At 72.5% G+C, this 24,382-nt stretch carries 21 protein-coding genes and 1 other RNA gene; 8 read left to right on the plus strand and 14 right to left on the minus strand.

Translation table 11 applies throughout. The annotated features are described in order from the left end of the window. Nucleotides 1–212 precede the first annotated feature (212 nt). From ACGFT1_RS28260 to ACGFT1_RS28275, 4 genes are all read right to left on the minus strand, one after another. Complete coding sequence (locus tag ACGFT1_RS28260; protein ID WP_373911802.1) at nt 213–2,612, minus strand: UvrD-helicase domain-containing protein; 2,400 nt, start codon at nt 2,610–2,612, stop codon at nt 213–215. A 137-nt stretch (nt 2,613–2,749) separates the two neighbouring features. Further along, the gene (locus ACGFT1_RS28265; RefSeq protein WP_373911803.1) at nt 2,750–3,517 is read right to left on the minus strand and encodes an anti-sigma factor; all 768 of its coding nucleotides are present in this window, start codon (nt 3,515–3,517) and stop codon (nt 2,750–2,752) included. Nucleotides 3,518–3,579: 62 nt separating this feature from the next. Further along, nucleotides 3,580–4,164 (minus strand): sigma-70 family RNA polymerase sigma factor, encoded by a 585-nt coding sequence (locus tag ACGFT1_RS28270; RefSeq protein WP_030167252.1) that lies wholly within the window; start codon nt 4,162–4,164, stop codon nt 3,580–3,582. 248 nt (nt 4,165–4,412) lie between these two features. Then, complete coding sequence (locus ACGFT1_RS28275; protein WP_373911804.1) at nt 4,413–5,006, minus strand: ABATE domain-containing protein; 594 nt, start codon at nt 5,004–5,006, stop codon at nt 4,413–4,415. Nucleotides 5,007–5,194: 188 nt separating this feature from the next. Between ACGFT1_RS28275 and ACGFT1_RS28280 the strand changes: the two genes are divergently transcribed. From ACGFT1_RS28280 to ACGFT1_RS28295, 4 genes are all read left to right on the plus strand, one after another. Beyond that, nucleotides 5,195–5,983, plus strand: coding sequence for a putative immunity protein (locus ACGFT1_RS28280; protein ID WP_373911805.1), 789 nt, complete (start codon nt 5,195–5,197; stop codon nt 5,981–5,983). 159 nt (nt 5,984–6,142) lie between these two features. After that, nucleotides 6,143–7,516 (plus strand): nitrate/nitrite transporter, encoded by a 1,374-nt coding sequence (locus ACGFT1_RS28285; protein ID WP_373911806.1) that lies wholly within the window; start codon nt 6,143–6,145, stop codon nt 7,514–7,516. An 87-nt stretch (nt 7,517–7,603) separates the two neighbouring features. Further along, nucleotides 7,604–8,755: a uroporphyrinogen-III synthase gene (locus tag ACGFT1_RS28290; RefSeq protein ID WP_373911807.1), complete on the plus strand. Its 1,152-nt coding sequence runs from the start codon at nt 7,604–7,606 to the stop codon at nt 8,753–8,755. Nucleotides 8,756–8,834: 79 nt separating this feature from the next. Continuing rightward, on the plus strand, nt 8,835–9,170 hold the full coding sequence (locus tag ACGFT1_RS28295) for a hypothetical protein (RefSeq protein ID WP_373911863.1): 336 nt from the start codon (nt 8,835–8,837) through the stop codon (nt 9,168–9,170). 64 nt (nt 9,171–9,234) lie between these two features. Here the strand turns inward: ACGFT1_RS28295 and ACGFT1_RS28300 are convergent, their stop codons facing one another. Further along, nucleotides 9,235–10,212 (minus strand): LysR family transcriptional regulator, encoded by a 978-nt coding sequence (locus ACGFT1_RS28300; RefSeq protein WP_373911808.1) that lies wholly within the window; start codon nt 10,210–10,212, stop codon nt 9,235–9,237. Nucleotides 10,213–10,295: 83 nt separating this feature from the next. On the opposite strand from ACGFT1_RS28300, the gene ACGFT1_RS28305 reads away from it, so the two are divergent. The 3 genes from ACGFT1_RS28305 (at nt 10,296) to ACGFT1_RS28315 (ending at nt 13,799) form a co-directional block, all read left to right on the plus strand. Continuing rightward, nucleotides 10,296–11,558 carry an MFS transporter gene (locus ACGFT1_RS28305; protein ID WP_373911809.1) on the plus strand — a complete coding sequence of 421 codons (1,263 nt, stop codon included), beginning with the start codon at nt 10,296–10,298 and terminating at the stop codon, nt 11,556–11,558. A gap of 423 nt (nt 11,559–11,981) precedes the next feature. Further along, on the plus strand, nt 11,982–12,104 hold the full coding sequence (locus ACGFT1_RS28310; RefSeq protein WP_373911810.1) for a hypothetical protein: 123 nt from the start codon (nt 11,982–11,984) through the stop codon (nt 12,102–12,104). A gap of 312 nt (nt 12,105–12,416) precedes the next feature. Then, a complete protein-coding gene (locus ACGFT1_RS28315) occupies nt 12,417–13,799 on the plus strand; it encodes a helix-turn-helix domain-containing protein (RefSeq protein WP_373911811.1) in 1,383 nt (460 codons plus the stop codon). An 85-nt stretch (nt 13,800–13,884) separates the two neighbouring features. Here ACGFT1_RS28315 and ssrA read toward each other — a convergent pair. The 5 genes from ssrA to ftsE all read right to left on the minus strand — a co-directional run bounded on the left by ssrA (nt 13,885) and on the right by ftsE (nt 17,899). After that, nucleotides 13,885–14,253, minus strand: a transfer-messenger RNA (tmRNA) gene (gene ssrA, locus ACGFT1_RS28320). A 114-nt stretch (nt 14,254–14,367) separates the two neighbouring features. Continuing rightward, the gene (gene smpB, locus ACGFT1_RS28325; RefSeq protein ID WP_373911864.1) at nt 14,368–14,910 is read right to left on the minus strand and encodes an SsrA-binding protein SmpB; all 543 of its coding nucleotides are present in this window, start codon (nt 14,908–14,910) and stop codon (nt 14,368–14,370) included. Between the two features lie 95 nt (nt 14,911–15,005). Continuing rightward, a complete protein-coding gene (locus ACGFT1_RS28330) occupies nt 15,006–16,187 on the minus strand; it encodes a S41 family peptidase (RefSeq protein WP_373911812.1) in 1,182 nt (393 codons plus the stop codon). A gap of 68 nt (nt 16,188–16,255) precedes the next feature. Next, nucleotides 16,256–17,173, minus strand: coding sequence for a permease-like cell division protein FtsX (gene ftsX / locus ACGFT1_RS28335; protein ID WP_373911813.1), 918 nt, complete (start codon nt 17,171–17,173; stop codon nt 16,256–16,258). 36 nt (nt 17,174–17,209) lie between these two features. Continuing rightward, entirely contained in the window at nt 17,210–17,899 is a 690-nt protein-coding gene (ftsE, locus tag ACGFT1_RS28340; protein ID WP_121788490.1) for a cell division ATP-binding protein FtsE, read from the minus strand. A 257-nt stretch (nt 17,900–18,156) separates the two neighbouring features. Between ftsE and ACGFT1_RS28345 the strand changes: the two genes are divergently transcribed. Beyond that, nucleotides 18,157–18,348: a hypothetical protein gene (locus tag ACGFT1_RS28345; RefSeq protein WP_373911814.1), complete on the plus strand. Its 192-nt coding sequence runs from the start codon at nt 18,157–18,159 to the stop codon at nt 18,346–18,348. 145 nt (nt 18,349–18,493) lie between these two features. Here ACGFT1_RS28345 and ACGFT1_RS28350 read toward each other — a convergent pair whose 3' ends face one another. The 4 genes from ACGFT1_RS28350 to ACGFT1_RS28365 form a co-directional block, all read right to left on the minus strand. Beyond that, the gene (locus ACGFT1_RS28350; protein WP_373911815.1) at nt 18,494–19,438 is read right to left on the minus strand and encodes a hypothetical protein; all 945 of its coding nucleotides are present in this window, start codon (nt 19,436–19,438) and stop codon (nt 18,494–18,496) included. Between the two features lie 297 nt (nt 19,439–19,735). Next, a complete protein-coding gene (prfB, locus tag ACGFT1_RS28355) occupies nt 19,736–20,842 on the minus strand; it encodes a peptide chain release factor 2 (RefSeq protein ID WP_373911816.1) in 1,107 nt (368 codons plus the stop codon). A gap of 111 nt (nt 20,843–20,953) precedes the next feature. Continuing rightward, nucleotides 20,954–22,180 (minus strand): serine/threonine-protein kinase, encoded by a 1,227-nt coding sequence (locus tag ACGFT1_RS28360; RefSeq protein WP_373911817.1) that lies wholly within the window; start codon nt 22,178–22,180, stop codon nt 20,954–20,956. A gap of 111 nt (nt 22,181–22,291) precedes the next feature. Next, nucleotides 22,292–24,091, minus strand: a complete 1,800-nt coding sequence (locus ACGFT1_RS28365; protein ID WP_373911818.1) for a serine/threonine-protein kinase — start codon at nt 24,089–24,091, stop codon at nt 22,292–22,294. Between the last annotated feature and the right edge of the window lie 291 nt (nt 24,092–24,382).

Genomic DNA, 24,382 nt, shown 5'->3' on the forward strand with positions numbered 1-24,382 from the left:
TCGGACAAAGAAAGAGGCCCACGTCACGAAAGTGACGTGGGCCTCCCACGTTGACGACACCGACCCGCCATGCTCGCCTCGCGGCAAGTGGTCGCTCGTAGCGACGAAGGTTGGGCCCGGGGGCTTGGATCGGGCCGGTGTCACGTCAAGGCTAACAAACAGTTGCCCGGGACCATTCCTGCTGCGCCGAGTTCACCGGAAAACCTTTCCCCTCAGTCCCTGAGGAGGTCCGGGACCCCCGCTCCGTCCGGCTCGTCGCGCTCCCCGGACACCACCGTCAGCTGCTGGGTGGCCCGGGTCAGCGCCACGTACAGCACGCGCAGTCCCGCCGGCGACTCGTCGGCGATCTCCGCGGGCGAGACGACCACCGTCGCGTCGTACTCCAGGCCCTTGGCCTCCAGGCTGCCCAGCGCCACCACCCGGTCGCCGAGCCCGGCCAGCCAGCGCCGGGCCTCCTCGCGCCGGTTCATCGCGACGACCACGCCCACCGTGCCGTCCACCAGCCCGAGCAGCCGCTCGGCCTCGGCCCGCACGGTCCGCTCCAGACAGTCGCGTACGACGGTGTAGCGGGGCTCGACGCCGGTGGACCGCACGGCGGTCGGCGCCTCGGAACCCGGCATGGCCAGGGCCAGCACCCTGGCCGCCAGCTCCGCGATCTCCGCCGGGTTGCGGTAGTTCACGGTGAGCTGGAAACGGCGCCGGGGCCGGGTGCCCAGGGCCTCGTCGCGGGCCTCGGCCGCCTCGTCCGGGTCGGACCAGGACGACTGCGCCGGATCCCCGACCACCGTCCAGGTCGCGTGCCGGCCGCGGCGGCCGACCATGCGCCACTGCATCGGCGTGAGGTCCTGTGCCTCGTCCACGATGACGTGCGCGTACTCGGTGCGCTCCTGCGCCAGGCGCTCGGCCCGCTCCCACTGCGACTCCGCACGCACCGGCATCAGCTCCTCCAGGCCGGTGAGCTGGTCCAGCGGGTCCGGCTCGCGCTTCCTGCGCGGCCGGGCCGGCGCGCCGAGGATCGCCTGGAGCTCGTCGAGCAGGGCGATGTCGTGCACCGAGTGGCCGTCGCGCCGCAGGGCGCGGGCGACCTTGCGGACCTCGCCGGGGTTGAGGATCCGCCGGGCCCAGCGGCCGAGCCGCTTCTCGTCGGCCATGGCGGCGAGCACGGCCTGGGGGGTCAGCTCGGGCCACCAGGCGTCGAGGAAGCCGAGGAAGCTGTCCTCCGTGCTGACGTCCTCGTCGAAGGAGGAGCGCAGTTCGGCGGCCAGTTCGGGGTCGGCATGCCGGCCGGCGGCGCCGGATCTCGCCCACAGGGCGTCCAGGAGCAGTCTGCGGGCGCGCGGGCGGAGCAGGTTGACGGGCGCGGTGCCGCCGAGGACGGTACGGCGGATGCGGTCCAGCTCGCCGGCCTCCAGCTCGATACGGCGCCCGAAGGCGACCACCCGCAGACGGGTGGGCGGACCGCCGGCCGGCCGCGCCCCGGCGCTCCCGGCGCCGTCGGCGTCGCCGGCGTCGCCGGCGTCGTCGTCCAGGGCGAGCTGCCCCGCCGGAGCGCCGGACCCCAGTTCCAGGGCGCCCCGGGCCGCCTTCCGCAGCACCTTCAGCATCCGGTACGAGCCCTTGGCGCGGGCCACGGCCGGGGAGTCGTACAGCGTGGCCTCCGAGCCGTCGACCAGCGAGCCGATCGCGCGGACGGCGACCTGGCCCTCCTCGCCGAGCGAGGGCAGCACGCCCTCGGTGTAGGCGACGAGCAGCGGGGTCGGCGAGACGATCAGGATGCCGCCCGCGTACCGGCGCCGGTCCTGGTAGAGCAGGTAGGCGGCGCGGTGCAGGGCGACGGCGGTCTTCCCGGTGCCCGGCCCGCCCTCGACGTAGGTGACCGAGGCGGCGGGGGCACGGATGACCAGGTCCTGCTCGGCCTGGATGGAGGAGACGATGTCCCGCATGGTGTGGCCGCGGGCCTGGCCGAGGGCGGCCATGAGGGCGCCGTCCCCGATGACCGGCAGCTCGTCACCGCCCAGGTAGGCCGTCAGCTCCGGGCGCATGAGGTCGTCCTCGACCCCCAGCACCCGGCGCCCCCTGGACCGGATGACCCGGCGCCGCACGACCCGTCCCGGCTCCACCGGGGTGGCCCGGTAGAAGGGCGCGGCGGCGGGCGCGCGCCAGTCGATGACCAGCGGGGAGTAGTCCGCGTCCAGCACACCGATGCGCCCGATGTGCAGGGTCTCGGCGATGTCGGCGGTGCTGTCCTCGCGCACCGCGCCCTCGGCGGGCTCCACCGCGGTGTACGCGCCGTCGGGCCCCTTCTTCCCGTCCCTGCCGCGCAGCAGGTCGATGCGGCCGAAGAGGAAGTCCTCGAACTCGTTGTTGAGCCGGTTGAGATGGACACCGGCCCGGAACACCTGCGCGTCGCGCTCGGCGAGCGCGCCGGGCGTGCCGACCTGGCCCCGCTGGGCCGCGTCGTGCATCAGGAACTCGGCCTCGTGGATCTTCTCCTCGAGCCGCCGGTACACCCGGTCCAGGTGTTCCTGTTCGACGCTGATCTCCCGGTCGCGGACGGAATCACGTGCGTCCTGTACCGAGCCGACCGCGGACTGCTGAACCTGAGCGGCCACCGGGCCCCCTTCTGACGTGCTGGGCAGCCGTCAACCGTACGCGAAGGGAGCGGGCGCAGGCTACGGCACGTCGGTCCGGCGCCCCCGGATCACCCGGGAACGCCGGAAAGAAGGGGCTCACCGAGCCCGCCGCACGCCTACGCGTCGACCTGTACGAGCTTCTTGCCCTCGAAGGTCACGATCTCGAAGTGGTCGATCTCGTTCGGCTGGAAGGCCGCGGCCCCGCCGATGTAGAGCGGCTTCTTGGACTCCTCGGTCTTCGCGCCCGGGATGCCGTACCCCCAGTTCGGGACCGACCACGACGACATGGTCACGCGCTGCCCGTTCTTGGCGACGAGCACCAGGGAGCACTTCAGCGGGCCCTTGACGTTCTTCAGCTCCAGGACCGCCTGGGTGCCCCAGTCCTTGCGGGCCATGCCGACGGTCGCGCTGACCGAGGTCGACGGGTCCGTGGCCGACTTCTTGTCGGACATGGTCTCGAAGGCCGCCTGGGCGGGCGTCGCGGTGACCTGCCGGCCACCGTCCGAGCCGCCGTTCACGGCCACGGCGGCCAGCGGTCCGGCGATGATCAGCGCGGCGGCCGCCGCGACCATGTAGAAGCTGCGCCGGCGCTTGTGGGCACGCCGCTCGGCGACCTCGTCCACCAGCTTCTCCGCCAGCCGCGGGCTGGGCCGGGCGGACAGCGACTCACCGATCGCGGGCGTGCTGCCGGAGCCGGGCAGGTCCGCGAGCGCGGCCAGCATCGGTTCCATCCCGGCCAGCTCGTCGAGCTGCTGGGCGCACCACTCGCAGCCGGCGAGATGCGCCTCGAAAGCGGTTGCCTCGGCGTCGTCGAGAATCCCGAGGGCGTAGGCGCCGACGGTCTCGTGCTCGCTCGGCACCGAGGATCCCTGCCTGGGGTTCATGGGGCCAGACATACCCGGACCACCCGGTCCGAATCCTGGCATTCCCCCGTAGCCGTTGCTCATCACGCCGTCACCCCCCGCTCCTCCAGTGCCAGCTTCATCGACCGCAGGGCGTAGAACACCCGGGAGCGGACCGTGCCGCTCGGAATGCCCAATGTCTCGGCCGCCTCGTTGACCGTACGCCCCTTGAAGTACGTCTCGACGAGGACCTCCCGGTGGGCCGGGGTCAGGTCGTCGAGCGCGTCCGACAACGTCATCAGCCACAGCGCCTTGTCGATCTCGTCCTCCGCGGGGATGACCTCCAGCGGCGACGGATCGACCTCCTGCGGCCGGGCCTGCCGGCTGCGATGGCCGTCGATGACGATGCGGCGCGCGACCGTCACCAGCCAGGGGCGTACCGAACCGGTCGCCCGATTGAGCTGACCGGCGTTCTTCCAGGCACGGATGAGCGTCTCCTGCACGACGTCCTCGGCACGCTGCCGATCGCCGGCGACCAGTCGCAGGACATACGCGAGGAGAGGTCCGGCGTGCTCCCGGTACAGGGCACGCATCAACTCCTCGTCAGGTTCCGAGGGCTGTGAGGACATGCGATGTCGGGCCCTCGATCCACGTTCATTGGCCACGGCCGCATCCTTGCGCACGCCCACCTCCGGTGTCCGGGGGTTCCCCCAGTCGGTCGCTCGCCCACCCGTACGGACAGGGGCGGCCCGGTGTTCAAACCGGAGTGACAGATTTCTCCGGAGTGACGTGACGAGCGGGACATGGGTGCACATTCCCACCGGCCGATCTTTACATTTACGACACATCGCCGAAGCGGCCCGACAATGCCCGTGTAGACGGCAACTAAAACCCGGTGTTGCGCAAATCACTCCAGGTCCGGGGCGGGTCCGAGCCCTCAGGTCCGCGCCGGCGCCGTCCGCCGCCGGTGCCGGGCCACCCGCTCCCGGTTCCCGCACACCTCGCTGGAGCACCAGCGGCGACGGCGCCCACGGGAGGTGTCGAGGTACACGAGGGAGCAGTTGTCCCCCTCGCACTCGCGCACGGCGGCTCTCGCCACGGGGTCGGTGAGCAGCTCGACGGCGTCCCGGGCCACGACGGCGAGCAGCGCGGCGCAGCCGGGCGGCGCGGCCAGCTCGCGTACCAGGTCGCCGTCCGCCCCCCGTACGGCGACGACGACCGGGACCGCGGCCCCGGCGGCCTCGTTCACCCGCCGCAGCGCACGCCCGTACGACGCCGTGCCCCCGGCCTGCGGCTCGCGCACCAACGTGCCTATGCAGCCGCGCAGTTCCCGGAACCCGGCCGGCCAGGAGGCGTCGGCGTGGTCCAGCGCCGTACCGGCGGGCACGATCCCCACGCCGGTGATCCACGCGCACAACGGGCCCGTACCGTCCAGCCGTTCGACCGGATGCGTGGTGGCGAGGAGGTCCAGACACACCCGCCCGGCGTCGAACCGCAGCTCGTACGGGGGCGTGGCGCCACCGAGTGCCATGTGCCAGTCACCGCCTAGGCAGGAACCGCGCGGAGCCATGCGCGAGCATGCTGGGGGACCGTTCCGTCCCCTCCTCACACAGTGCCCGCCCGCGGGGGGCGCCGGAACCCCCCGCGCCCGGTTCGCGTCACCACCGGCGCCCCGATCCGTCCTGGCCCCGGCCGGGCGGGCCGAGGCAGGATCGGGCCATGCCCACGGAACCGAACGGACCGGCCGCGATCGAGCTGAGCGCGCGCGAGCTGCGGGAGATCACGGGTTACGCCGCGGACTGCGCGCTCGGCGTCCTGGCGCTCTTCGAGGAGAGCGTCCCCGGCGATCCGCGTCCTCGCGAGGCCATCGACGCGGCCCGCGCCTTCGCGGCGGGCGGCCGGCGCACGGCGGCCCTGCGGCGAAGCGCGTGGGCGGCGTACCGGGCGGCGCGGGAGGCCGCCTCGCCGGCGGCGGCCGAGGCGGCACGGGCGGCGAGCCACGCGGCCGGCGCCGCTTTCCTGCACCCCAGGGCAAGCGCTCACCAGATCCGGCACGTACTGGGCGCGGCGGCGCACGCCGTCCGGGCGGAAGAACTGGCAGCCACGCACGCCCCGAGCACCCGCGCCGCCGGGGAGCCGACAGCCACGATCGGCCCCGCCACACGCGTCGGCGCCGGGAAGCCGGTGGCCACGGACAGCCCGAACGCCCGCATCGGCACCGCAAAGGCCGCAACCGCTGACGGCCGGAACGCACGTGCCGGGGAACCGGGGACCCCGGACGCCCGCGCCGCGGAACCGGCGGACGCCGACCGCCCGAACGCCTGCGCCGCGGAACCGGTGGTCACGGACGACAGCCCTGACGCACACGCCGCGGACGGTCGGGGTTCGGTGGGCCGGGGGGTGCCCGGCGCCGTCGCCGCGGTGCTCGCCCGGTTGCCCGCCGCGCCGGCCGGCGGGGGTCGTGTGGGCGAGATCATGCGCGACCTCGACGCCGCGCTCCGCGGCTGAGGGCGCCCGGGCCGGCCGCCTCACCGGCCACCGGGCGGGCGCGTGAGAGCAACGTTCCCTTCCGGTCACCCACAGCCACAGGCCGGAAACCCGGCTTCCCTACCTTCGGGCTCAGTCAGTGGTCGGCAGACCGAGCAGCCGGAGCACCGTGGAGGCGCGATGACAACCCCAGCCCCAACCCGTCGCAGTGGCCGCTGGATCGAGCGCTGGGATCCGGAGGACGAGGGATTCTGGGCGGCGACCGGGGAGCGGATCGCCCGCCGTAACCTGTGGTTCTCCGTGCTCTGCGAGCACATCGGGTTCTCCGTGTGGACCCTGTGGTCGGTGCTGGTGCTGTTCATGGGGCCCGAGTACGGGCTCACCCCCGCCGACAAGTTCCTGCTGACCTCGGTGGTCACCCTGGTCGGCGCGGTCGCCCGCGTGCCGTACACCTTCGCCGTCGCCGTCTTCGGCGGCCGGAACTGGACGGTGATCTCGGCCGCCCTGCTGCTCGTCCCGACGGTCGCCGCGTTCTGGGTGATGCAGCCGGGGACGTCCTTCTCCACGTTCCTCCTGGTGGGCCTGCTGACCGGCATCGGCGGCGGCAACTTCGCCTCCTCGATGACCAACATCAACGCCTTCTTCCCGCTCCGGAAGAAGGGCTGGGCGCTGGGTCTGAACGCCGGCGGCGGCAACATCGGCGTGCCCGTCATCCAGCTCGTGGCGCTCGCCGTCATCGGCGCGAGCGGCGGCCCGCGTGTGCTGCTGGGGATCTACATCCCGCTGATCGTCGTGGCCGCCGTGCTCGCCGCGCTGTTCATGGACAACCTGGCGTCGGTGCGCAACGACACCGGCGCGGCCAGGGACGCCGCGAAGGACGCCCACACCTGGATCATGGCGTTCCTGTACGTCGGCACGTTCGGCTCGTTCATCGGCTACAGCTTCGCGTTCGGTCAGGTGCTGACGATCCAGTTCGGCCGGACCCCGCTCCAGGCGGCGTACCTCACCTTCGTCGGCCCGCTGCTCGGCTCCCTCGTCCGGCCGGTCGGCGGCCGGCTCGCCGACCGGTACGGCGGCGCCCGCATCACCCTGTGGAACTACGTCGGCATGGCCGCGGCCACCGCCGTCCTCGTGGCCGCCAGCATGCGGCAGTCGCTGCCGCTGTTCGTGTCCGTGTTCGTCGTCCTGTTCGTGCTCAGCGGCCTCGGGAACGGGTCGACGTACAAGATGATCCCGGGCATCTTCCAGGCCAAGGCCCTGGCCCAGGGCCTGGAGGGCGAGGCGGCCGTCGCCGAGGGCCGGCGGCTGTCCGGCGCCTCCATGGGCCTGATCGGCGCGGTCGGCGCGCTCGGCGGAGTCGGCATCAACCTCGCCTTCCGGCAGTCCTTCCTCTCCTCCGGCTCCGGCACCGGCGCCTTCGTCGCCTTCCTCGTCTTCTACGGCGCCTGCTTCGCGCTCACCTGGGCCGTATACCTTCGTGGTACGGCCGGGCAGGTTCCGGCGACGGCGGCGGCTTCACCGGAGAAGGCCCAGCTCGGCTATGCCGAGGTGTGACGTAACACCGGCGACATGGAGCCGAACCGAGCCCGTCACGCACCGTTGACAGGCTCGGTCGGCGTGCCGGTCAGCTAGGAGAGCCCCATGGACGACGAAGAGCAGCATTCCGAGCACGGTCCCCTCGCCGGGTTCACCGTGGGCGTCACCGCCGCCCGCCGCGCCGACGAGCTGGGCGCCCTGCTCCGGCGGCGCGGCGCCGCCGTCGTGCACGCCCCCGCGCTGCGGATCGTGCCGCTCGCCGACGACGGCGAACTGCTCGCCGCCACGAAGGAGATCATCGGCCACGCGCCGGACGTGGTGGTGGCCACCACCGCGATCGGCTTCCGCGGCTGGGTCGAGGCCGCCGACGGCTGGGGCCTGGGCGAACAGCTCCTCGGCCGGCTGCGCGGGGTACGGCTGCTGGCCCGCGGCCCCAAGGTCAAGGGCGCCATCCGGGCGGCCGGCCTCACGGAGGAGTGGTCGCCCTCCTCGGAATCCCTGGCCGAGGTGCTCGACCGCCTCCTGGAGGAGGGCGTCGACGGGCACCGGGTCGCCGTGCAGCTGCACGGCGAGCCGCTGCCCGGCTTCGTGGAGTCGCTGCGCGCCGCGGGCGCGGACGTGGTCCCGGTCCCGGTGTACCGCTGGATGCCCCCCGAGGACATCAGCCCCCTGGACCGCCTCCTGGACGCGGCCGTCACCCGCGGTGTGGACGCCCTGACCTTCACCAGCGCCCCGGCCGCGGCCTCCCTCCTCTCCCGCGCGCAGGAACGCGGCCTGCTGGACGAGTTGCTGGCGGCCCTGGTCCACGACGTCCTGCCGGTGTGTGTGGGACCGGTCACCGCGATCCCCCTCCAGGCCCACGGCGTGGACACGGTGCAGCCGGAGCGCTTCCGCCTCGGCCCCCTCGTCCAGCTGCTGTGCCAGGAACTCCCCGCCCGTGCCCGCGCCTTGCCCGTGGCCGGCCACCGGGTGGAGATCCGCGGCCACGCGGTCCTGGTCGACGGCGGCCTGCGGCCCGTACCCCCGGCCGGCATGTCCCTGCTACGTGCCCTGGCCCGCCGCCCCGGCTGGGTCGTCTCGCGCGCCGACCTGCTGCGCGCGCTGCCCGGCACGGGCCGCGACGAACACGCCGTGGAGACGGCGATGGCCCGCCTGCGCACGGCCCTGGGCGCGCCGAAGCTGATCCAGACGGTGGTGAAACGGGGCTACCGCCTGGCACTGGACCCGGCGGCGGACGCGAAGTACGCGGACGCCTAGGTCCGGAGATCGAGATCCGGGCTCCGGAGGCTCTGGAACTCCTCAAGTGGCTTGGGGAGCGCGGCCCGTCGCCCGCACCATGATCCGCATGATGGGATTCGACAGGAAACACGACTGCGTGCCGGTCATCCGGGACTCGGACATCGTCATCGCGGCTCTGCGGGAGGCGTTGGCCGGGGCGCCGTCCGAGGAACGCCCGGGACTGGAACGCGCGCTCGCCGCCGTCGCCGCCACCGCCGATGCCACCGAGGGGCAGGTGCGCGCCCGCTGGGTCCGCGCCCGGCTGGCCGACGCCGGCTTCACCGGCGACATCGCCTCGATCGCCGCGCTGAAGGCGCTGCGCCGGGCCGAGCCGCAGCTGAGCCTGCTGGCGGCGGTCCAGTTCCAGAAGCAGGCGGTGGCCCACCCGGAGTAGGACGGCCCGCGAGCACTCCCACGTCCGGCCCGCGGACCGTCCGAGGTGCGGGGTGCGGGGCGCGTCAGGGGCGGGCGTTCATCACGTCCTCGTCGGCGGCGGGGACCCAGCCGTCGCCGGGACGCCACAGCCAGCCCTCGGATCGGGCGATCTCGGCCCCCGCCCGGCGCAGCGCGGCCAGTCCGGGATGCGCCAGCCCCCTGCGCCAGACCAGGGAGACGGGCGACAGCGGGACGGGGCCGACCAGGGGCCGCCGTACCGTGCCGGGCATGGGCGGGAAGTCCAGGACGGCCAGCACCGGGGCGCGGGTCTTGGCCATGATCCGCCCGAACTCCTCGTCGCCGACGGCCAGCGGGAGGGGCGGGGCGAGCCGGATCCCCCGGCCCTCGAAGAGCTGCCGGGCCAGGTCGGTCCACTCCCGGGTGCGCGGGTTCCCGGCACCGGCGTAGACCGCCTCCCCGGCCAGCGCGCCCACCGGCACCCGGGGCAGCGCGGCCAGCGGGTGATCGCCGGGCAGGACGACGGCCATCGGCTCCCACCGCACCGGCTGCTGCTCCAGGCCGGCCCGCAGCGCCGGGTCCAGCCCCGCGAACCGGCCGAAGGACACGTCCAGCCGGCCGGCCAGCAGATCGGTGGCGGCGCCGGTGAGGCCGCTCTCGTAGCGGGCCATCAGCTCGCAGTCGGGGGCGAGTTCCCGGGCCCGGTGCAGCACCCGGCGGCCGGTGACCAGGCCGGGACTGTTGAGGTCGACGAGCAGCGGGCGGGCCTGGCCGGGGGCGAACGCGGCCAGCAGGTCGTCCTGGGCGGCGAGGACGCGGCGCGCGAGCGGCAGCAGGCGCTCGCCGTCCGCGGTCAGCGTGACCTGCCGGGTGGTCCGCACGAACAGCTCGGCGCCCAGCTCCCGTTCCAGCCGCCGTACGTCCCGGCTGAGCGCCTGCTGGGCGACGTACAGGCGGGCCGCGGCCCGGGTGAAGTGCAGTTCCTCGGCGACGGCGACGAAGGAACGCAGCAGGCGCGGGTCTGCGGGAACGGGGGCTGGCATGGGCGGAACCTACAACGCCGGTGCGTGAATCGGCACCCGGAAGGTGTTGGACCGGTGATCCGCTCCGGGGCGACCGTGATGGCATGCCGCGACAGACCACCACCGACGGCCGGATACGCCGGGAGGACCCGCCGCTCACCGGTTACCGCCGTCTCCTCGCCCTCCCCGGCGCCCGCGCCTTCACCGCCGGGAACCTGCTCGCCCGCCTTCCCATGGGCATGTTCAGCGTGAGCGCGGTCGTGATGATCGCCGGTTCCCGGGGCTCGTACGCCCTCGCCGGCGCCGTCACCGCCACCGGTCTCGCGGCGACCGGGCTGGCCGGACCCTGGCTCGCCCGGCTCGTCGACCGGTACGGGCAGGCCCGTATCGCGCTGCCGGCCACGCTCGCCTCCGTGCTCGGCAGCCTCGCCCTGTTGCTGTGCGTCCGCTGCGGCGCCCCCGACTGGACCCTGTTCGCCGCCTACGCCGGCACCGCGGCCACCCCGAACATCGGCGGCCTGTCCCGCGCCCGCTGGGCCCATCTGCTGCGCGACGAACCGGACGCGCTGCACACCGCGAACTCCTTCGAACAGGCCGCCGACGAACTGTGCTTCATGCTCGGCCCGGTGCTTGCCTCCTTCTTGACCGGCACGTTCTTCCCGGAGGCGGGCACGCTCGCCGGGGCGGCGCTGCTCCTCACCGGCATGCTGGTGTTCACCGCGCAGCGGGCGACCGAGCCGCCGCCGGTGGGCCGGTCCAGGGCACCGTCCCCGCTGCGCAGCCCGGGTATCGCGCCGCTGCTGGCCTGCTTCACGGCCACCGGCACGGTGTTCGGTGCGATGGAGGTCGTCACGATCGCGTACGCCGACGCGCAGGGGCATCGCGCGGCGGCCGGTGCCGTGCTCGCGCTCCAGGCGGCGGGGTCGTGCGGGGCGGGGCTGGTGTACGGGGCACGGAAGCCGGCCGTGCCGCGGCTGACCCGGTGCCTGGCGGTCATGGCCGTGCTGATGGTCCTGCCGTGGTCGGCCGCCGCGTTCACCGGTTCGCTGCCGGTGCTGGCGGGGGCGCTGCTGCCGGCGGGCATGGCGACCGCGCCGACCATGGTGACGGCGATGACGCTGGTGCAGCGGCGCACCCCGGCCGACCGCCTCAACGAGGGCATGAGCCTGATGGTGACCGGGCTGCTCACGGGTGTCGCCTGCGGTTCGGCCGCGGGCGGCTGGGCGGCGGAACACCTGTCCCCCGTCCCGGCGTTCGCCGTGCCGGCCGCGGCGGCCACGCTGGCGCTGATCGCCGGCGTGGGCGCGGACGCGGCGGGCCGGCTCACGAGCCGTGACAAGGGCTTGGACCGGCGGACGCTCACCTGAGCCTGGATGTACGGTCGGCGACCTGAAGTAAGCACATCGTTACGGATGTGACCGATCCCACATGATGGCCGCTCTTCTCCAACCGGAAACACCGGCAACTCGGAGTCGCTGTCGCCACAGTCCCCACCGGCGAGAGCGCCCCGGGCCACCCGTAGCGGCTGTGAACTGCGACAACTGTGAACGACCGACGAGACCTACCGGCGAGTCGGCCGGCCACCCCGCCGTCGGGCGGGACGGTCAGACAAGTAATTGATCGTCAAGTAGACATTTACGAAGGGAGTTGGGGTCCGACGCGCCCACAACTGGGCCTGTATCGCGCGCGTGACCCGGTAGGCTCATCCCAACATCGTCTCTCGCGGCGCACTTCGCGATCGGCTCGTCCGATCGGGGCCGATCGCCCCGCGACCGAGAGGAGGTGTGCGCGTGGAGGACCCGCCCAATGGCGGCGGGCGTGACAACCGGAAGACCGCCCGGAGGATCTTCGGCTGGCTGGCGCTCCAGGCACTGGGTGCCTGGCTGCGACACCAGCTGGAAAACATCTTCTGACGGCGGAAGGCCCCCTGCGCCAACAGGGGACCTTCGGGGTCTCGCTCCCACACGCCGGCCCTGTGCCCCCGCCAACGGCGTGTACACCGTGGGGGCCAGGGCCACTTTCACCACCGAGCTACGTGGACCACAGGGACAACCTGCGGCCGACGTCGTCCAACCTCGCGCATTTCGGCGCGCGCATCCACCGGTTCAGCCGCCTAAAAGCAAAGCGGCCCAGGTGAGTTGCGCCCGCCGCCTGACGATGTGAAACGGTCGTGGCGCGGAAATGGTACCCCTAAAGTGGTCCTCCCGAGGAGGATGAGCACGCTCATGGCACGGGGTCTGGCCGATTTCAGCCCATCGGAGCTGCGCGCGCTCCGCATGAACATCTACGCGCGTCCCGGCGCGGTCGCCCTGACGGCGGAGGAGCTGGCACGGGAGGTCGGCACCACCAAGGCGCAGATCCTCGCCTACGAGAACGGGCACCGAGTGCCAGATCCGCCCCGGGTACGCGCCCTCGCCCGGGCGCTGGGCACCCACCCCTCCACGCTGATGAACCACCAGCGCCACGCGTCCTGGGACATCGCCGACGTGCGGCGCGCCTGCGGTCTGCGGGCCCGGGACGTGGTGGAGCAGCTCGGGGTGTCGCCCAAGAACTACCGGCGGTTCGAGAACGAGGGCATCGTGCCCAGCCGGCGGCCCCGGTTCCTGGACCAGGTCGCGGCCCTGTTCGCGATATCGCGGGCCACCCTGGAGCGAGCCGTCAACCGCACCCCGGCGGTCCGCCTGCGCCAGGAGCGGGCCGCGGAGCTGATCGGGGCCCTCGCCGAGCGGTACGTGCCCACCCCGGGGCCGTGGAAGGGACCGGCGCCCGACGACCCGGACCTGATCGAGCTGGCCACCGCCTACGGCCGGCCCGTGCAGCGCACCCGACGCGTCCTGACCTTCGAGCTGGGCGAGCTGCGGCAGACGCACGTACGGGCTGAGCGGGAACGGGTCGTCGCCGACTTCGACACCGACCGGGACCGGCAGGCCAATGCCCAGCTGGCCCTCGCCCGCTGGAACCACGTCTACGCCCGGGAGCTGGGCCGCATAGCCCCCCGGCTGGAACAGTTCCACCGCAACGCCCAGCCGTCCACCTACTGGCAGGTGCTGGTGGACCTGTTCAACGTGGAGGCGTACGCGTCCCGCGCGGAGGGCGGCCTGTGGGCGGTGACCAGGTTGCTGGCCGCCGACGCCACGCGCCTGCCGCCGCACCTGGTCGAGCAGCGGCAGATCGAGGGCGTGTGGGTCTGCCGGCTCACGGCGGCCGGACTGGGCCACCTCCACACCTTCGCCGGGCTGTACGCGGCCCTGTACCCGGGCGTCCGCCGGCCGCTGCGCGTCACCCCCCGCTCCGGCGGGTCCCGCGGCCGGCTGTCACCGGGTACCGAGACCTTCTCCGTGCCGCAGCACGGCGAGCGCCTGGTCGTGCCGCAGCCCGCGCTGGAGGCGTTCCGGGGCGTGGCGGAGCGCACCAAGTCGCTCGTCACAGTGGAACTCAGCCCCCGGCTGCGGCTCAGCGTCGGGACGCACTTCATGACCGTCGTCCCCGTCGAGGGCGAGCTGCCGGGACCGGGAATCCTCGGCGAGAGGGTGGGCGACGGCGGGGCCGGGGAAGAGGACGGGGACGGGGACGGGGACGGGCGCTGGGAGGAGACGCCGCCGGCCTGAGCGGGCCGGGCATGACGAAGGCCCCGCCGCTCGTGCGGCGGGGCCTTCGCCCACATGGGAACAGGGAGGCCCGGGGGCCTTCCGATCGTGGAGATGGCGGGAATCGAACCCGCGTCCAACGGTGCGGAATCAGGGCTTCTCCGTGTGCAGTCCGCTACGTTTTTCTCGGCCCCGGAGATCACGCGGACAAGTCTCCGACGGGCTCAGTCACTGTTTGGTTTCCCTCTTCACCCCGTGACCGGGATCAAGGTTTAGTTCCCTAGCTGATGCCAGGATCCGGGTCGGGAACAGCCCCGGGCTGACACTTCGCGAATCGCTACTTAGGCAGCGAGGGCGAAGGAATCGCGCTTGGTGTTGGCGATTATTTTTTGCGACATATGGTTTACGAGATCATTGCCGCTTCCTCGACACGCTTCCCCTGCTTCGACAGCCGCTGTCGAAACCGATCATCCCCATGTTGTTTTTTCAATCCCCTCCGTGGAGGGGTTCGCGCACCCTCTGTGGAGTGCACCGCCATCGTACGTGACCAACGCCCGGCGATGCCAGCCCATTCCCGGCGGTCGGCCGGCTAGACGCCGCGCTGCCTGCGCTTCGCCGCCGCGATCGCCCGCTCCGACTCCCGCCGGTCCTGCTGCTCTCGCAGCGTCTGCCGCTTGTCGTACTCCTTCTTGCCCCGTGCGAGAGCGATCTCGGCCTTCGCCCGGCCGTCCTTGAAGTAGATCGCGAGCGGCACGATCGTGTGTCCCGTCTCCTGGGACTTCGACTCCAGCTTGTCGATCTCCTCGCGGTGCAGGAGCAGCTTGCGCTTGCGGCGCGCGGAGTGGTTGGTCCAGCTGCCCTGGTGATACTCGGGGATGTGGGCGTTGTGGAGCCACGCCTCACCCCCGTCGACCTGGACGAAGCCGTCGGTCAGTGAGCTTCGTCCTTCGCGCAGGGACTTGACCTCCGTGCCCATGAGCACGATCCCGGCCTCGAAGGTGTCGATGATCGCGTAGTCGTGCCGGGCCTTCTTGTTCTGGGCGACGATCTTGCGCTTGCCGCCCTTCTCGCCGTCCCTGACCTTGGCGGACCCGCCGCCCTGCTTGGGCTGGGACTCCTTCGGTACGTACATTCCCTTGCTCATAGTGCCGCCCATTTTCGCACCACACAGGGGGTGTGAGTACAGCCGATTACCCGTGGCCACGCGGCCCGGGCCACCCCGCGCGGCTACGACGGGTCGCCCAGGCCCGTGAGGACCGTCTCCGCCCGCCCTAGGGCCTCCGGGCCCGCCTCCAGGTCCGGGGTGATGCCCCGGCCGTCGACGGCGTGTCCCGAGGGGGTGCGGTAGTGGCCGACGGTCAGCTCGGCCACCGAGCCGTCGGGCAGCTCGGTCGGCATCTGCACGGAGCCCTTGCCGAAGGTGCGGGAGCCGATCACCACCGCGCGGCCCCGGTCCTGGAGGGCGCCGGTGAGCAGCTCGGCCGCGCTCATGGTGCCGCCGTCGACGAGGACGACCAGGGGCCGGGCGGTGTCGCCGCCGGCGCGGGCGTGCAGGGCCCGCTGGATGCCGTCGACGTCGTACGTGGCGACCAGGCCGCCCTCCAGGAAACCGGAGGCGGTGTCCACCGCCTCGGCGACCAGGCCGCCGGAGTTGCCCCGCAGGTCGAGGATGATCCCGCCGTCGGCCGGGGCGGCGCGCAGGGCCTCACGGACCTTGTCGGCGGAGCCCTTGGTGAACGCGGCGATCCTGACGACGGTGACCCCGCCGGGCAGCCGGCGCGCGGTCACGGAGCGGGTGGACAGCCGGGCCCGGTGCAGGGACTCGGTCCACGCGCGCGTGCCCCGCCGCAGGCCGAGCCTGACCGTCGTACCGGCCGGGGCGTCCTGGGCGTGCGCGGCCGGGGCGTCCCCGCGCAGCAGGGAGACCACCTCGGTGACCGGCCGGCCGTCGACCCTGCTGCCGTCGACGCTGCACAGCCGGTCGCCGGCGCGGATCCCGGCGTCGGAGGCGGGCGAGCCGGGCTGCACCCCGGTCACCTCGATCCGGCCGTCGGGCTCTCGCCGCGCCGACAGCCCGACACCGGTGTAGCGGCCGTCGAGGGCCTCCTGGAACTCCTCGTACTCGCCCTCTGAGTAGACCGCGCCCCACCGGTCCCCGCTGCGGCTCACGGCGCGTTCGGCGGCCTCCATCGGGGACTTGCCGTCGGCCATCGCCTCGGCGGCGGCCCGCTGGACGGCCTCGTGCCGGGTGGCCGGGCCCGCCGGCCAGGCGGCGGGCCGGTGCCCGGAACCGGGTTCGGGGAAGGACCCGGTGGCGGCGCCGGCGGCCAGTACGCCGGTGAAGACCAATGCCAGGGCGGCCCCGCGGCGCCTGCGGCGGGGCTGACAGAACGGGTCACGGCCTGACATGGCGGTGAGTCTAGGACAACGCGAGGGGCCGTACGGGCGGATGCCCGTACGGCCCCTCTTGGCATGCGTCACACCTTCAGGTACTTGCGCAGGGCGAAGAACGCCGCGAGTGACGGCATCAGCACGCTGGTCGCGAGGATCAGCGGCAGCTTGGTCAACACCGCGTCCCAGCCGACGAAGTTGATGAGCGTGAGCTTGTGGGACAGGTCCATGCCGTGGTCGATGGTGAAGTACCGGCCGACCACGAGGCCCACACAGGCGAGGCCGCCGCCGATGAGGCCGGCGACCGCGGCCTCGGCGATGAAGGGCGCCTGGATGTAGAAGCCCGAGGCGCCCACCAGGCGCATGATGCCGGTCTCGCGCCGACGGCTGAACGCGGAGACACGCACGGTGTTGACGATCAGCAGCAGGGCGACGATCAGCATCATCGCCATCACCCCGAGCGCGCCGCGGTTCATCAGGTTGAGCAGCTGGAAGAGGTTGTCCAGGATGCCCTTCTGGTCCTGCACCGACTGCACGCCGTCCCGCCCGTTGAACGCGGTGGCGATCACCTGGTACTTCTGCGGGTCCCTGAGCTTGATCCGGTACGACTCCTGCATCTGGTCCGGCGTCAGCGAGCCGGCCAGCGGGGAGTTGCCGAACTGCTCCTTGTAGTGCTTGTACGCCTCGTCCTGCGACTCGTGGGTCACGTTCTCGACGACGGGCATCTTCTTCAGGTCCACGAGGATCTGCTTCTTCTGGTCCTCGGTGACGGCGCCCTTGGCGCAGTGCACGTCGTTCTCCGCGTCGTGCTTGTTGCACAGGAAGATCGAGACGTTGACCTTGTCGTACCAGTAGCCCTTCATGGTGCTGACCTGGTCGCTCATCAGCAGCGAGCCGCCGAACAGGGCCAGGGAGAGGGCGACGGAGACGATGACGGCGAAGGTCATCGTCAGGTTGCGGCGGAGACCGACACCGATCTCCGACAGGACGAACTGGGCGCGCATGGCGGGTTCTTCAGGCCTTTCGGGAACTGGGGGCGGTCAGTGCTGGTAGCCGTAGACGCCGCGGGCCTGGTCGCGGACGAGGCGGCCCTTCTCCAGCTCGATGACGCGCTTGCGCATCTGGTCCACGATGTTCTGGTCGTGCGTCGCCATGATGACGGTGGTGCCCGTCCGGTTGATCCGGTCGAGCAGCTTCATGATGCCGACGGAGGTCTGCGGGTCGAGGTTGCCGGTGGGTTCGTCGGCGATCAGCAGCTTCGGCCGGTTGACGAACGCGCGCGCGATGGCCACGCGCTGCTGCTCACCGCCGGACAGCTCGCCCGGTCTGCGGTCCTCCTTGCCGCCGAGCCCGACGAGGTCGAGGACCTGCGGCACGGATTTGCGGATCTCGCCGCGTGACTTGCCGATGACCTCCTGCGCGAAGGCCACGTTCTCCGCGACCGTCTTGTTGGGCAGCAGACGGAAGTCCTGGAAGACCGTGCCCAGCTGGCGGCGCATCTGCGGCACCTTCCAGTTGGACAGGCGCGCGAGGTCCTTGCCCAGCACGTGCACCTGGCCGTGGCTGCACCGCTCCTCGCGCAGGACGAGCCGCAGGAAGGTCGACTTCCCGGAGCCGGAGGACCCCACGAGGAAGACGAACTCGCCCTTCTCCACCTCCAGGGAGACATCCCTGAGTGCGGGGTGGGTCTGCTTGGGGTAGACCTTGGAGACGTTGTCGAATCGGATCACGGATGCACCACGGGTCGCCGGGGGTAGATGAGCGTGACCATACGCGAACCCGGTGTGCAAGTGCAGTCGCAGGCTGAGGTTGGGCAAGAGATGTACGTTTTTGTACCGGCTGCCCGCCCGCGCCCCTTCCCCGCGCTGCTTCCCGGGGCCCCGCGCACGCGGCGCGGGAACCTGGCACAGTGGATGGGGAACGAAGGGAACGTATCCGTTCCCGTGAGCGTTGTACATGTGATGGCCGGTGCAAGGAGGGCGAGCGCATGACGTACGACCGGTTGGTGTGCGCGAATTGTGCGGCGCCCGTGAGCGAGGGCCGGTGCCCGGTGTGCCGTGCCAACCGCGAGCGTCTCCAGCAGGAGGGCTTCCTCGCGGGGCTGAACCCGACGGCGCTGATCGCGCTGCTGGCGGTGCTCATCGCCGCGGTGGCGCTGCTGGCCCACCAGACCGCCTAGGAAGCCCGCAACAGGCGCCCGGCGGGGGCGCGGGCGCGGGGAGACGCCGGAGGACGCGGAAGCGCCGTAAGGCCCGGAGCGCCTGGCTCCGGGCCCTTACGTGCGTGCCGTGCCGTGCGTGCGGTGGGTGACCGCGCGGCTACGGTCAGGCGGTGGCGCCGCCCCGGCCGCTCACCAGACGCGGCAGGACGCGGAAGCCGATACCACCGGCGATCATCGTCGCGGCGCCGACGAGCAGGAACGCGGTCTGACCGGCACCGGTCTCGGCGAGCTGCTTGTCACCGCCCTGGGCCGTGGTGTCGGAGCCGGTGTCGGTGAGGGTCGCGGAGCCCTCGTCCTGCGGGACGTCGTGGTTGCCGCCGTCGGGGATGGTGTGGTTGCCGCCGGTGCCGCTCCCGCCGTCGCCGGAGCCGCCGGTGCTGCCGGAGTCGCCCGTGCCACCGGTGCTGCCCGAGCCACCGGAGGTGCCGCTGTCGCCGCCGGAGGTGCCGCCGGTGCCGGAACCGCCGGTGCCGTTGCCGCCGTCGGTACCGGTGGAACCGCCGTCGGTGGAACCACCCGTGGTCGAACCGCCCGTGGTCGAACCGCCCGTGGTCGAACCGCCGGTGGTGACGGTGCCGCCGTCGGTCGAGCCACCGGTGGTGACGGTGCCGCCATCGGTCGAACCGCCGTCGGTGCTGCCGCCGTCGGTGCTGCCGCCATCGGCGGTCCCACCGGTGGTGACGGTGCCGCCGGTGGTGACGGTGCCGCCGTCGGTCGAACCGCCGTCGGCCGCACCACCGTCGGTCGTGCCACCGTCGGTGGTCCCACCGGTGGTGACGGTGCCGCCGTCGGTCGAACCGCCGTCGGTCGTTCCGCCGTCGGTCGTGCCGCCGTCGGTGCAGATGCCGATCGGGCAGCCGCCGTCGGTCTCGCCGTCGGCCGAGCCGCCGTCGGTGGCGCCGACGCCGCTCACCCCCAGGCTGATCGGGCCCGCCTGGACATCGAGGTCCAGAGCGGACGCCGCGCCGGCGGCGGTCAGCGACGCACCGGCCGCGATCACGGCGCCGGCGGCTATCCGCGCGACCCGGATCCGCGTCTTCTTCGTCATGTGGTTGCTACCCCCAGTAGCTGATCGTCAGTGAGGCGGCGTGTGGGGCAGGCCGTGATCGACGGAGGCAGCCGGTGACGAAGACCGCGTCAACTCATCCCCCCGGTTCACATGCGCCCCAGACTGTACGCATGCCGCGGCTCACCCTTCCGATTTTTCAAAGCAACGTCAAGGCCGTTGCGGGCGCAATGTCCAACGGGGCGGCGTTTGAGGGGAGATGGCGCCTGTGAGTGTGATGTAAAACCCAGACAAAAGACAACTGCCGCCCCGGGGGCGGCAGTTGTCATGTCGACAAACTTACTTCTCCTGCTGCTTGCGCCAGCGAATGCCGGCCTCCAGGAAGCCGTCGATCTCACCGTTGAACACGGCCTCGGGATTGCCCACCTCGTGCTCGGTGCGCAGGTCCTTGACCATCTGGTACGGGTGCAGCACGTACGAACGCATCTGGTTGCCCCAGGAGTTGCCACCGTCGCCCTTGAGGGCGTTCATCTTCTCCTGCTCCTCCTGGCGGCGCCGCTCCAGCAGCTTGGCCTGGAGGACGTTCATCGCGGTCGCCTTGTTCTGGATCTGCGACCGCTCGTTCTGGCAGGAGACCACGATGCCGGTGGGCAGGTGGGTGAGCCGCACCGCGGAGTCGGTGGTGTTCACGCCCTGACCGCCGGGGCCGGAGGAGCGGTAGACGTCCACCCGCAGTTCGGACTCGTCGATCTCGATGTGGTCGGTCTGCTCGACCACCGGAAGGATCTCGACGCCCGCGAAGGAGGTCTGGCGGCGGCCCTGGTTGTCGTACGGCGAGATGCGCACGAGGCGGTGCGTGCCCTGCTCGACGGAGAGCGTGCCGTAGGCGTACGGCGCCTGCACGGCGAAGGTGGTCGACTTGATGCCGGCCTCCTCCGCGTACGACGTCTCGTAGATCTCGGTCTTGTAGCCGCGCTGCTCGGCCCAGCGCAGGTACATGCGCTGGAGCTTCTCGGCGAAGTCGGCGGCGTCGACGCCACCGGCCTCGGCACGGATGTTGACGAGTGCCTCGCGGGCGTCGTACTCGCCGGACAGGAGGGTACGGACCTCCATCTCGTCCAGCGCCTTGCGCACCGAGATCAGCTCGGACTCGGCCTCGGCCCGGGTGTCCGGGTCGTCCTCCTCCTCGGCCATCTCGAAGAGGACCGCGAGGTCGTCGATCCGGCCGCGCAGCGCCTCCGCCTTCCTCACCTCTGCCTGGAGGTGGGAGAGCTTGCTGGTGACCTTCTGCGCCTCGTCCGGGTTGTCCCACAGGGACGGGGCCGCCGCCTGCTCCTCGAGCACGGCGATTTGTGCCCTCATCGTATCGAGGTCCAGGACGGCCTCGATCGACTCCATGGTCGAGGAGAGGGACTTCAGCTCTTCGGATACATCGACGACTGCCACGCCTCCAGCGTAACGGCTGCGGCAAGCGGTCCCGCCCGCCTCCCGGCCGACCGGGGCGGGAGGCGGGCGGGGCGCAGCGCATGGGGGGCCGCTCGCGGGACACCCGGCAGGTCAGGGGGCCGACGTGCTGTGGGAGGGCCGGGGCGGCGGGTCGTCCCCGTCGGCCGAGGCCAGCCACACGCCGACGCCCGCGACCGCCGCCAGGACCACTCCGGCCACGCCCAGCGTGATCCGGCGCCGGCGCACGGCGGCGCGGTGCCGTGCCGAACCCGGCCGGGGCGCGCCGGCGGCCCTGGGGACGCGTGCGGTCCCGTGGGCCCCGCCGGCCAGCTCGTCCGGCGCGGGCACCCGCATAGAGGTGTGCGTGTCGCGGTTGGAGTCCGGCCTGGCGCCGGGAACCAGGGGCACGGCGCCCTTGCGCCGCACCGGCTCGGGCGCACCCGGGGACGCCGGCACCGGCTCCGCCGCCTCCTCCTCGGCCGGATCCGGCTCGTCCACGTCCAGCGGCGGTATCCCGGCCAGCGTCGGCAGCTGCTCGCGCAGCCGGGCCGCGAGCTCCGAGGCGCGCAGCCGGGAGGCGGGCGCCTTGGCGAGGCACTGCACCAGCAGCTGCCACAGCTCCTCGGGGATGCCGGGCAGGGGTACGACGGTCTCGGTGACGTGCCGCCGCAGGACCGCGCCCGGATGTCCGCCGCCGAAGGGCGTGAAACCGGCCAGCAGCTCGTACAGGACGGTCGCGAGCGCGTAGATGTCCACTGCGGCCCGGGGCGGCAGGCCCTCGACGATCTCGGGGGCGAGGTAGTCCGGCGTACCGATGATCTTCGTGGCGCGGGTCCGCTTCGGCGAGTCGATCAGCTTGGCGACGCCGAAGTCGGTGAGCAGGGCGGGGTGGGCGCCACCCGGCCCCAGCGGGCCCTGCATGTCGAGCAGGACGTTCTCCGGCTTGACGTCCCGGTGCACGATCCCGGCCGCGTGGGCCGCCGCCAGGGCATCGGCGACGTCCGCGACGATCGCCACGGCCGCCTCGGGAGCGAGCCGCCGCTCCCGCTCCAGGCGGGTGCGCAGGTCGGTGCCGCGCACGAGGTCCATGACCAGGGCCAGGTCGTTGCCGTCGACCACGAGGTCCCGCACGGTGACGATGTGCGGGTGTTCCAGGCCGAGCAGCGCGGTCCGCTCCTGGACGAAGCGTCCTACCAGCTCCTGGTCGGAGGCGAGGTCCTCACGCAGCAGCTTGACGGCGACGGGGCCTTCCGGTCCCTCGCCCAGCCACACCGTGCCGGCGCTGCCCCGCCCCAGGATCTGGTGGGCGGTGTACCGGCTGCCGATCTTCCGTGCCAAGACTGCTCCTACAGACGCGTGTTGTCGTTAAAACTACGCGTCCGGCGAGCCAACCTTCACCGCGGAGACGGAAATCACCCGGCAGATGTCGACAAATCTCCAGACCGGCGATCAGTTTCCGCTGCCGGACGAGCCGCTCAGGTCCTTCACCCAGCCGCTCGCCGTGCTGATCCAGTCGCTCAGCTGATGCCAGTACCCCTTGCCCTGGCCGATCCAGGTGTGCAGGGGGGTCAGCTCCCACACCAGCCAGCTCGCCACCACCAGGATGACGATCGTGAACAGGCAGCCCTTCAGGCAGCCGAGCCCGGGGATCTTCATCGGGTTGGCGCCGCGCTGCCGCGGCGCCCGGGGCTCCCGCGCGGGCCGCTGCGGCTCGGGCCGGGCCGGCGGCGCGTACTGCTGGGGCTGCTGGGGCTGCGGCGTGGCGTACCGCTGGGGCTGCTGCTGCGGGTAGCCGTACCCGGCGCCCTGCCCGCCCGGTCCGCCCTGTCCGCGCTGCCGGCCGCGCGGCTGCGGCTGCTGCGGGCGGGCCTGCGGGGCCGGGCGCGGCTGCTGCTGGGGCCGGGCCACCTGGCGCTGGGGGCGGCGGCGCAGCGGGTCCTCGTCCGGGCCGAGGTACTGGATCTGTGTCTGGTCGTTGCGGTCGCGGGCGGCCCGCAGCTGCGTCTGCCAGGGATGCGGCTGCTCGGGCTGCCCCTGCTGACCTTGCTGACCTTGCTGACCTTGCTGACCTTGCTGACCTTGCTGACCTTGCTGACCGTAAGGGTCCTGCCCGCCGTACTGGCCCTGCCCGCCCGGGGGGACGGGCGGCAGGACGGCCGTCGGGTCCGCGGCGCCGGTGCTCGGCAGCACGGCGGTGGGATCGGCGGCGCCCGCCGGACCGCCGGTGTGCGGCAGCACGCTGGTCGCGCCGTTCGGGTCGTACGCCCCCTGCGGCCCGTTCGCCGGCAGGACCTGGGTGGCGTCGGCGGCGCCGGGCACCCCCGGGACGGCGGCCGGCGCCGGATCGGGGGCCAGCAGCGCGCCGACACCCTCGGCGGCGGCGATCTGCGCGGCGTTCGCGTGCACACCGACACCCTCGGAGACGACCCGCAGCCCGCGCGCGAGGTTCTCCGCGCTGGGCCGCTCGTCGGGGTTCTTGCGCAGGCAGCGCTCGATGACCGTCCACAGCGGGTCGGGGACGGTGGACGGGCGGCGCGGCTCGGCGCTCAGGTGCTGGTGCAGCACCTCCAGCGCGGTGCCGCCGCCGAACGGCGGACGGCCGGTGACCAGCTCGTACAGCAAGATGCCGGCGCCGTAGACATCGACGGCCGAGGTCTGCGGGCGGCCCTCGGCGGACTCCGGCGCCACGTACGCGGGCGTGCCGACGAACTCGTGGGTACGGGTCAGGCCCGGGGAGTCGGCGAGGCGGGCGATGCCGAAGTCCGTCAGCATCGGGTGCATCTGCCCGTCGTACTGCTTGAGCAGGACGTTCGCGGGCTTCAGATCACGGTGGACCACCCCGTCGGCGTGGCTCGCGGCGAGCGCGTCGGCGATCTGCGCCGTCAGCAGCGCGGCGGCGACCGGCGTGAAGGGGCCGTTCTCACGCAGGTAGCGGTGCAGGTCGGGGCCGTCGACGAGGTCCATGACGAGGGCCAGCAGGTCGCCCTCGACGACCAGGTCGCGGACCCGGACGATGTTCGGGTGGGTGAGCCGGAGCAGGACGGAGCGCTCACGCAGGAAGCGCATCACGATGTCCGGATCGCTCGCCAGCTCCTCCTTGAGGACCTTGATCGCGACGGTCTCGCCGGGCTGGCCGGGCACGGCCGCCTCGGCGCCCGCGGTCTCGCGCTGGCGGGCACGCCAGACGGTGCCTGTGGCGCCGCGTCCGAGCGGCTCCTCAAGCAGGTACTTGCTGCCGACTGGCCGCACGTCACGCGCTCCCTGCTGATTGCTGCGGCTCGCTGTCGCTCGCCTGCGTTCCGGTGTCCCGGACCACTGTAGTGCGGCCCCTCAAGGCACTACGTACGCGTTCCCGGGCATGTTCGAAGGAAAGACGCTGGGTCCGGTCCGGTGGTTGCCAGAGGTGGACGTGACCGATCTCAACTGATCACGGGCGGGATGCCGGTCAGGCACTTTTGGGGGCAGAGCCGACCAATCAAGATCACTTCTCACCGGGTCCGGGGCGCGTTGTCAGCGGCAGGTGCGAGGATGCCTCCAGCA

This window comes from Streptomyces sp. Y20, from assembly GCF_043195475.1.
Classification (GTDB): Bacteria; Actinomycetota; Actinomycetes; order Streptomycetales; family Streptomycetaceae; genus Streptomyces.